This window comes from Mycobacterium sp. PSTR-4-N (assembly GCF_022348085.1).
In the GTDB taxonomy this organism is placed as follows: domain Bacteria; phylum Actinomycetota; class Actinomycetes; order Mycobacteriales; family Mycobacteriaceae; genus Mycobacterium.
The window spans coordinates 1-8,396 of sequence record NZ_JAKRFN010000044.1; the positions used below are offsets into that span (position 1 = coordinate 1).

Annotated in this window: 3 protein-coding genes; 1 reads left to right on the forward strand and 2 read right to left on the reverse strand. The window is 68.4% G+C overall.

Annotated elements, in window-relative coordinates:
* Positions 1-5,371: fatty acid synthase subunit beta domain-containing protein (locus MHN84_RS29360; RefSeq protein WP_374238443.1), on the reverse strand; the 5,371-nt coding region annotated here is incomplete at its 3' end.
* A 564-nt stretch (positions 5,372-5,935) separates the two neighbouring features.
* A complete protein-coding gene (locus tag MHN84_RS29365; protein WP_241207960.1) occupies positions 5,936-6,667 on the reverse strand; it encodes a MerR family transcriptional regulator in 732 nt (243 codons plus the stop codon).
* 351 nt (positions 6,668-7,018) lie between these two features.
* Here MHN84_RS29365 and MHN84_RS29370 point away from each other — a divergent pair, with 351 nt between their 5' ends.
* Positions 7,019-8,275, forward strand: coding sequence for a nitrate/nitrite transporter (locus MHN84_RS29370; protein ID WP_241207961.1), 1,257 nt, complete (start codon positions 7,019-7,021; stop codon positions 8,273-8,275).
* Positions 8,276-8,396 lie beyond the last annotated feature (121 nt).

An 8,396-nucleotide genomic window follows, 5' to 3' on the forward strand; every position in this document is an offset into this window, starting at 1 on the left:
GCCCGCCGGTCGGTGCGGCGGCGGGCGCCGGCGCCGCGGGGGCCGCCTCGACCGGCGCTGCAGCCGGTTCGGCGGAGGCCGGCGGAGGCGGCGTGTCCTCGATCTCGGGTTCGGGATCGGTGTCGGTCGCGAACAGCACCGCGGCGTCCCGCTCGGCGTTGAGCACCTCGGTGGTGTTGTGCGAGTACTCGGGCAGCTTCAGCGTGTTCGTGGCGAGCCCGGCGACAGTCGGCGCGTTCTTCACACCGATCTCGACGAAACGCTCCACCCCGAGGCCGCCCGCGGCCTCCTCGATGAACAGCAGATCCTGGGTCTCGATCCAGCGCACCGGGCTGGCGAACTGCCAGGCCAGCAGCTCGATGACGATCTTGCGGCACAACGCATTCGGACGTTCGTTACGCCAGGTGTCGTAGTCGGCGAGAATCTCGTCCAGCGGCTCGGCGGGCACGAGATCGCGGATCTCCTGCACGAAGTCGCGGTCGAGGGTGAACGGCCGCGGCACCAGGTTCGGGATGTAGCGGCCGACCAGCAGCTCGGCGTCACTGGGTTCCGGCATGACCCGCTCCAGCGCACGGCGGAAGTCGGCGACACCGACCCGCAGCACCGAGGAGTGGAACGGCACGTCGATACCGGGCACCAGGATGAACGACCGCTTGCCACCGCTGATCTCGCGACGCCGCTCGACCTCTTCCTCGAGCGCTTCCAGACCCGCGACCGTGCCCGCGATCGCATACTGCGAACCACGCAGGTTGAAGTTCACGATCTCCAGGAATTCTCCTGTGCGCTCGGCGATCTCGGCAACGAAGTCCTTGACGTCGGCGTCGTCGAGATCGATCTGCGACGGACGGATGGCGGCCAACCGGTAATTCGACCGACCCTGCGCGTCCCGCGGCACGATGTCGTGCATCTTGGACCCGCGGTGGAACACCACCTCGAGCAGCGCGGGAAGTTCGTAGACGCCGGATACGCACGCCAGCGCGGTGTACTCACCGACGGAGTGACCGCAGGCGATCGCGCCCTCGACGAACGCGCCCTGCTCGCGCATCTCGGCGACCTGCGCCGCGGCGACCGTGGCCATCGCGACCTGGGTGAACTGCGTCAGGTACAGCACGCCTTCGGGATGGTGGTAGTGCACACCGGAGGCGATCAGGCTGGTCGGGTTGTCGCGCACCACGTGCAGCACCGAGAAGCCCAGCGTCTCGCGGGTGAACTTGTCGGCGATGTCCCAGACCTTGCGGGCGGCCTTGGAACGCGCACGCACGTCCATGCCCATGCCCTTGGACTGGATGCCCTGGCCGGGGAAGGCATACACGGTCTTCGGCGCGGCCAGCTGCGCGGTGGCAGCCATCACCAATTCGCCCGAGACCTTGGCCGACACCTCGATGATCTCGGCGCCACGGTCGATGCCGACCCGGTCGACGCGGAACTCGATCTCGTCACCCGGCAACACCATGCCGAGGAAGCGCGACGTCCACCCGACCAGACGAGCGGGCGGGGTGGCCCGGCCGTCGGTCGCGGTGACCGCGTGCTGCGCGGCGGCCGAGAGCCACATGCCGTGCACGATGGGGGTTTTCAGACCGGCCAGCAGTGCGGCGGCCCGATCGGTGTGGATCGGGTTGTGGTCGCCGGAGACCACCGCGAACGCGCTCATGTCGACCGGCGCGGTGACGACGACGTCACGCCGGCGCCGGCGCGGGGTGTCGGTGGCGTTGTCGGTGATGGCTCCGCCGGCGCGCGGCGGATCGGTCAGCTCGGCAGCACCCGTCCGGCCGCGGATGGCGAAGCGCTCCTCGAGAGTCGCCAGAACGGTGCCGTCGGAGTCCGCGATCGACACCTCGACCGGGACCACGCGGCCGACCTCGGTATCTGTCGCCGCCAGTGTGGTTGCGGTGACTGTCAATTGGGACGTGGTGGTCGGCATCGGCGCCAGCAGGTGCGCGGCGTGATCGAGGTGCACCAGGCTGAGCAGACCCTCGACGACGGGGAAGCCGTCCTCGGTGAGGGCGGAGCCGATGGCCGAGAAGACCGCGGGCCAGCACAGGCCCACCAGAGCGTCGGGCACCAGGGTGAGACCCGGCGCCAGCGGAGCGCCGAACGTGGCGGTCACGCCCGTGTGATCGGCGACCTTCTCCGGATCCCATTCCACGGTCACGGTCGCGGTGTTGTCGGTGACCGGGGGTAACGCGTCGGGGCCGTCGACACCAGCGGCGATCGCGAGCACGGCACGCATGGCCGCAGAAGCGTCCTCAACGGTGACGATCGGCATACCGCCGTCGACGGTCGTCGAGGGCAGGGTGAAGCGGATCTCGATCCAGATGTCGGACAGCGGAACGCTCAGCGTGACAGCGACATCCCCCGGTCGCTCCGCTCCTGCCCGCCGATCCTGGCCGGCCGCGAGCTCCAGGCGCGCACCGGTGTTCGGATGCGTCGCGCTCGGCTTGCCCGGCACGTCGTTGACCTGCCACTCACCGGGCGCACCGATGCGGTGCACGGGGTTGATGGCGGTGCGACCGGCCCACAGGACGTCGGGCGAGTCGAGGACGACAGCCAGCGGACCACCGACGTCGGCGCGCGCCTGGCGGCGCGACACGACAGGCACCGGCTGCTCGCCGGCGGCCAGCACGCGGTCGACGATCTCCTTCTCGAATCGGTCCAGCAGGTCGCCGACCGGCTCGTCGACGCGGGTGATACCCGCGACTGCCTGCGTGCCCGGGATGATGCACACCTGGTCTGCGGTGTAGCGGGCGTCATGGGCCTGCCACAGCGAGTCACTGCGCCACCACCGGCGGACGTCCTTGTCGATGACCGGCACGAAGTTCACCGGCTTACCCGGCTTCTTGCACAGCGTCACGAAGAACGGCACGTCGGCGGGGTGCAGCCGCACCGCCTCGGCGTCGGGGTAGCGGGTGAGCAGTGCGTCGATGGCCCGCTCCGGCTGTTCGAGCAGAGCCGCACCGTCGGCACCGAAGAGCGTGTCGATCGGACCGAAGTCCTTCTCCGACAGCCGGGCCTCTGCGCGCTTGAGCATCTCCTCGAACCGGTCCCGCCACGTGTCGGCCAGCCAGGGGCTCCCGGGGGCAGCGGTGTCGGCGGTGCTGTCGCCGTCGCCGATGGCCAGCTCCACGTAGCGCTGCAGCCACTGCAGGTAGGTCATGTCGCCGACGTCGCCGAAGTACGGCTTGGCCGTCCCGGCCATCGCGGCGATGATCTCGTCACGGCGCTCGGCGACGGCGTCGGCGTCGCCGGCCACCTCGTCGAGCAGGCGACCGCACCGCGAGGCGGCGTTGTCGATCTCATGGATGTCGGCGCCCAATTGGCTACGGCCACTGGCCATTCCGTTGATGGCATGACCGGCGCCCACCCAGGTGTCGGTACCGGTGGTCTCGACCAGCATCTGCTTGACCGCGGGCGAGGTCGTGGCTTCCTTGGTGGCCATCGCGGCGGTGCCGACGAGGATGCCGTCGACCGGCATCTCGGGGAAGCCGTAGGCCTTGGCCCACTCACCGGAGAGGTAGTCGGCAGCGCGCTCGGGAGTGCCGATGCCGCCGCCGACGCAGATCGTGATGTTGCGGTACTTGCGCAGCTCCCCGTAGGTGGACAGCAACAGGTCGTCGAGGTCCTCCCACGAGTGGTGACCACCGGCGCGGCCGCCCTCGATGTGCACGATGACGTCGCGGGTGGGCACCTCGGTGGCGATCTTGATGACCGACTTGATCTGGTCGACCGTGCCGGGCTTGAAGCAGACGTGGGTGATGCCGACGGTGTTGAGCTCCTCGATGAGGTCGACGGCCTCTTCCAGATCGGGGATGCCCGCGGTGACGACGACACCGTCGATCGGCGCGCCGGACTGGCGGGCCTTCTGCACCAGGCGCTTGCCGCCGACCTGCAGCTTCCACAGGTAGGGGTCGAGGAAAAGCGAGTTGAACTGAACGGCACGGCCCGGCTCGAGCAGCTGCGTCAGCTCCTGGATGCGACCGTCGAAGATCTCCTCGGTGACCTGGCCGCCACCGGCCAGCTCAGCCCAGTGCCCGGCGTTGGCCGCAGCGGCGACGATCTTCGCGTCGACGGTGGTGGGCGTCATGCCGGCGAGCAGGATCGGCGACCGGCCGGTGAGGCGGGTGAACTTGGTCGACGCCTTGACCGAGCCGTCGGGCAGGGTGACCGGCGTCGGCGCGTAGCTCGACCAGGCCGGGGCGACGTCCGGGGCGGCGCCGACGGTGAACAGGCTGCGCTGGCCGGCGCGGGTGGCGGCCGCGACGATGCCGATGCCGAGACCCCGGATCACCGGGGCGGTCAGCCGGGTGACGGTGTCACTGGGGCCGAGGTCGACGATCCACTTGGCGCCCGCCGCGGCGAGGCCCTCCACCTCGGCGACCCAATCGACCGGCGTGATGAAGATGTGCTCGGTCAGCTTGCGGGTCAGCTCACGATCCAGACCGGTACGGGCCGCCCACTCCTCGACGAGATCGACACCGTCGGCCAGCCGCGGGGTGTGGAACCCGACCTCGACGTTGAGCTGGTTGAACACCGGGCGGAAGATCGCACCGCCGCGGGTCTTGTTCTTGCGCTCGGCCTCTTCGCGCTCGGTGATCTTCTCGCAGTAGAGCTCGAACCGGGCCAGTTGCTCGGGTGTCCCGGTGATCACCACGGATCGGCGGCCGTTGCGGATGGACAGCGCGGGCGCGAGGACGGTGCGCACGTCCTGGGCGAACTCGTCGAGAAGTGCGGCGATGCGGTCCGGGTCGACATTGGTCACCGACACCATCGGCGACTTGTCGCCGCGACCGACCATGCCGCGGCGGCGGGACACCAGCGAGCCCGCCGCGCCGATCAGCTGACCGATGGCCAGCAGCTCGGCGTCGCGCGCACCGTGCGCCTTGAGCGATTCGACGGCGGTGATGCCCTGCGAGTGGCCGGCGATCGCGACCGGCGGATGCCCCTCGAGATCCAGTCCCTGACGCTTGAGCGCGCGCTGGGCGGCCATCTGCGTGAGCAGGATGCCGGGGCCGGAGATGGCGGCGGTGGTGAGGTCCTTGAGCGACGGCAGCGGCTCGTCGGCGGCCAGCGCGCGGATCCACTTCATCGGCTCGAAGCCGATGGGGCGGACCACCACGAGTTCGCGGGCCAGCGGCTCGAGCAGCAGCTCGGCCTCGGCGACCAGCTGGCTGATCTCGGACTCGATGCCGGCGGAGTTCACCAGCTCTTCCAGATTCTCCAGCCAGGGGCCACCCTGGCCGCCGAACGCGACCGCGTAGGACTCACCGGCGTGCAGCCGATCGACGAGCGCGTGCGCCCCGGCCAGGGAGTCGACGTTTCGCCCGCCCTCGGAATCGGAGCGAGTGGTCGCACGGTGCTGGTCGTTGATCGTCACGTCGTGTGTTCTCCTCAGTGATACGTCGCGCGGCCTTCTCGGCGCGCCGCGCGTGGTGTGGCTCGGTGCTCGTGGGTCCTCGGTGGGGCGGACAGCTCGTCGTCGACGGCAGGCGAGCCCGCGTCGTGGGCCAGGGCGATTCGGCGTCGAATCCGGCTGGTCTCGACCACTGCGCCTCGGACTCGTGAGGCGCTGCGGCGGACACTGCAGCCGTACTAAGAGTGTCATAAGAGACGACTCGATTTTGGCGTGAGAATTGGTTACTGGCGAGTTCTACGCACGGGTAACAGAATCACGCGTAACGCGGGACGGAACACGGTCCGTCGGCTTCCGGGACAAACGTCCTGCTGGCGGGTGGTTACGGTTCAGTAAGGTAGAAGCGCAGTTCAAAGCCGCATTGTTATGCAATCGTTATCTGAAAATCGCCGTTCGCAGATGGTGTACCGGCGTGGCGGGCAGGTTCGACAGTCGAGCGCGAACTGTATGGTCCCCAATTCGCGGACTGGACAGGTGTTTGCTGCAGAATCTTACTGATCAGTAAGTCTCGTTGAATGGCCGAGACGGTCAGCCTGTCGGCCGCTCCCAGACGCCGGTGAGGAGGATGCCTGCGGTGTAGTCCGACCCGGAGGAGGACATCAGCCGCCGGGTCGTCAGATCGAACCGGGACGCCATCACCTTCTTGGCGAGCAGACGGTAATCCTCGACGATCTGGCGAAGCCGGCCCATCTCGTCGGGCTTGGGGAGATAGGACCCTCCGACCTCGGTCCGGTACAGCTCCACCAAGCTGTTCACGAAGGTTTCGGCCAGTTCCTCCACCGAGATGTCGGCCGCCTCGATGAACCGCAGAAGGGTGCGCACGTAGACCGTGTGGTCGTGCGACCGGGCCAGGATCTCGCCGGCATCGGTGTCGGTCAGGACCAGTTTGCGGCCCTTCACCTCGGCCATGCCGTGGGCGATCAGCGTGTGCGCTTCGGGAGCGTCGGGCTCGATCGGAAGGATCGGGTTGTCGTGCTCGTCGGTGTCGGGACCCAGCACGGCTCGTTGCAGGCCGAGGATGTCGGCGAGGTCTTCGCCCTCCCGCATGCTCGTGAAGAACTCGGCGATGTGCGCCGAGTTGTATCCCTTGCGCAGCAGCTGGCTGATCGTGTTGAGCTGCGAGAGGTGATAGTCGTCGTACAGGGCGGAGCGGCCCACGCGGCGCGGCGGGTCCAGCAATCCACGTTCGCGGTACGCGCGGATGTTGCGCGCACTGACGCCGGACTCCCGAGCCAGATCCTCGAGTCGATATTCAGCCACAGCGGCACCCCCTTGACACTGACCCGTGAGCGACCAGGCGGTGGCCTCCGCAGTGCATGGACAACTGTAACGCGCCTGACTACCGTCTGAGCGAAGTAGACTGATCCTCCGATCGCACTGGGCTGATAACTTTTCATGCCGGTTCATCTGCGGAGATAGGAACTGACCGTCAAGTAATATTACGCGGCGGCGCGACTTCAGCCAACATGTTTGCCCACGGTGCGGCAGTCGAGCAGCTTCTCCCCGGGAAAGCGGTTGGCATCGGCACCGCGTCATGGGAGAGCATGGTCGGGTGGTCCGGCGCCGCCGAACCATCCGTCCCCGTCGTCATTCGCCCCGAGAGGTTGCAGCGTGCGCCCCTGGATCATTTGGGCGACCGGGCTTCTCGCCTACATCGTGGCTGTTCTCGATCGCACCACCCTGGGCGTGTCCGGCCTGCCCGCCTCCGAGCGGTTCGCCGCCGGACCCGGCCTCCTCTCGATGTTCGTCGTGCTGCAGGTGGTCGTCTACGCCGGTGCCCAGATCCCCGCGGGACTGTTGCTCGACCGGTACGGCTCACGAGCGCTCATACTCGCCGGAGCGACGCTGATGGCCACCGGCCAGTTGGTGCTGGCGCTGACGACGTCGCTTCCGCTCGCGATCGCGGCGCGCGCAGTGCTGGGGCTCGGCGACGCGATGACGTTCATCTCCGTCCTGCGCCTGGTCCCGCGGTGGTTCACCGCACGGCAGGTGCCCCTGGTGACCCAATTGACCGGAATCTGCGGCCAGTTGGGACAGGTGCTCAGCGCGGTACCGTTCCTCGCGCTGCTCTCCGCATCCGGCTGGACGCCCGCCTACACCTCTGCCGCCGCACTGGGCGCTCTCGTCCTGGTGCTGGTCGCAGCGCTGGTCAAGAACGCGCCTGACGGCACGGTGGTCAGCGCCGAGGCGATGAACGTGCGGGAGACCCTGGCGAGCGTGAAGACGGTCTGGCTGCGGCCGGGCACCCGGCTCGGCTTCTTCACCCACATGGGCACGCAGTTCTCCGTGACGGTGTTCGCCCTGATGTGGGGAGTGCCCTACCTGACCGTCGCCCAGGGGTTGTCACCCACCGCAGCAGGCACTCTGCTGACGATCTCCGTTGTCGCCGCGATCGCTGCAGGGCTCGTCATCGGCGTCCTCACCGGCCGATTTCCCCACCGTCGCTCGCGTCTGGTGCTCGGCATCATCGCGAGCAACGCCGCGATCTGGACCGTGGTGCTCGCGCTGCCCCACCGGGCACCGGTGTGGCTGCTGGTGATCCTGGTGGTCGTCATCTCCGTCGGCGGGCCAGGATCGATGGTGGGCTTCGACTTCGCCAGGACGTTCAACCCCAGCCATACCCTCGGCACCGCCCAGGGCATGGTGAACATGGGCGGCTTCCTGGCCTCGCTGGTGCTCATGCAGCTGATGGGGATGATCCTGCAGGCCGCCGGCGGGCTGTCCTTCGACTCGTTCCGGCTGGCGTGGACCCTTCAGTACACGGTCTGGGCGTTGGCGGTGATCGGCATCCTGATCACCCGGCGAAAAGCCCGCCGACTACTGGCGCAGCAGGACGATCGCATCCTGCTGGAGGGCATCAACGGTTAGCTGGCTGTAGGTCGAGTCAAGGGGTGTGGAGGCCGTAGTGGGCCGACGTCCCGGGGCGGGGCGTGATTTCTGTGGTCGGTGGTGCTGCCGAGGGAGGGCAGGTGCCTGGCGCCCACGCTGA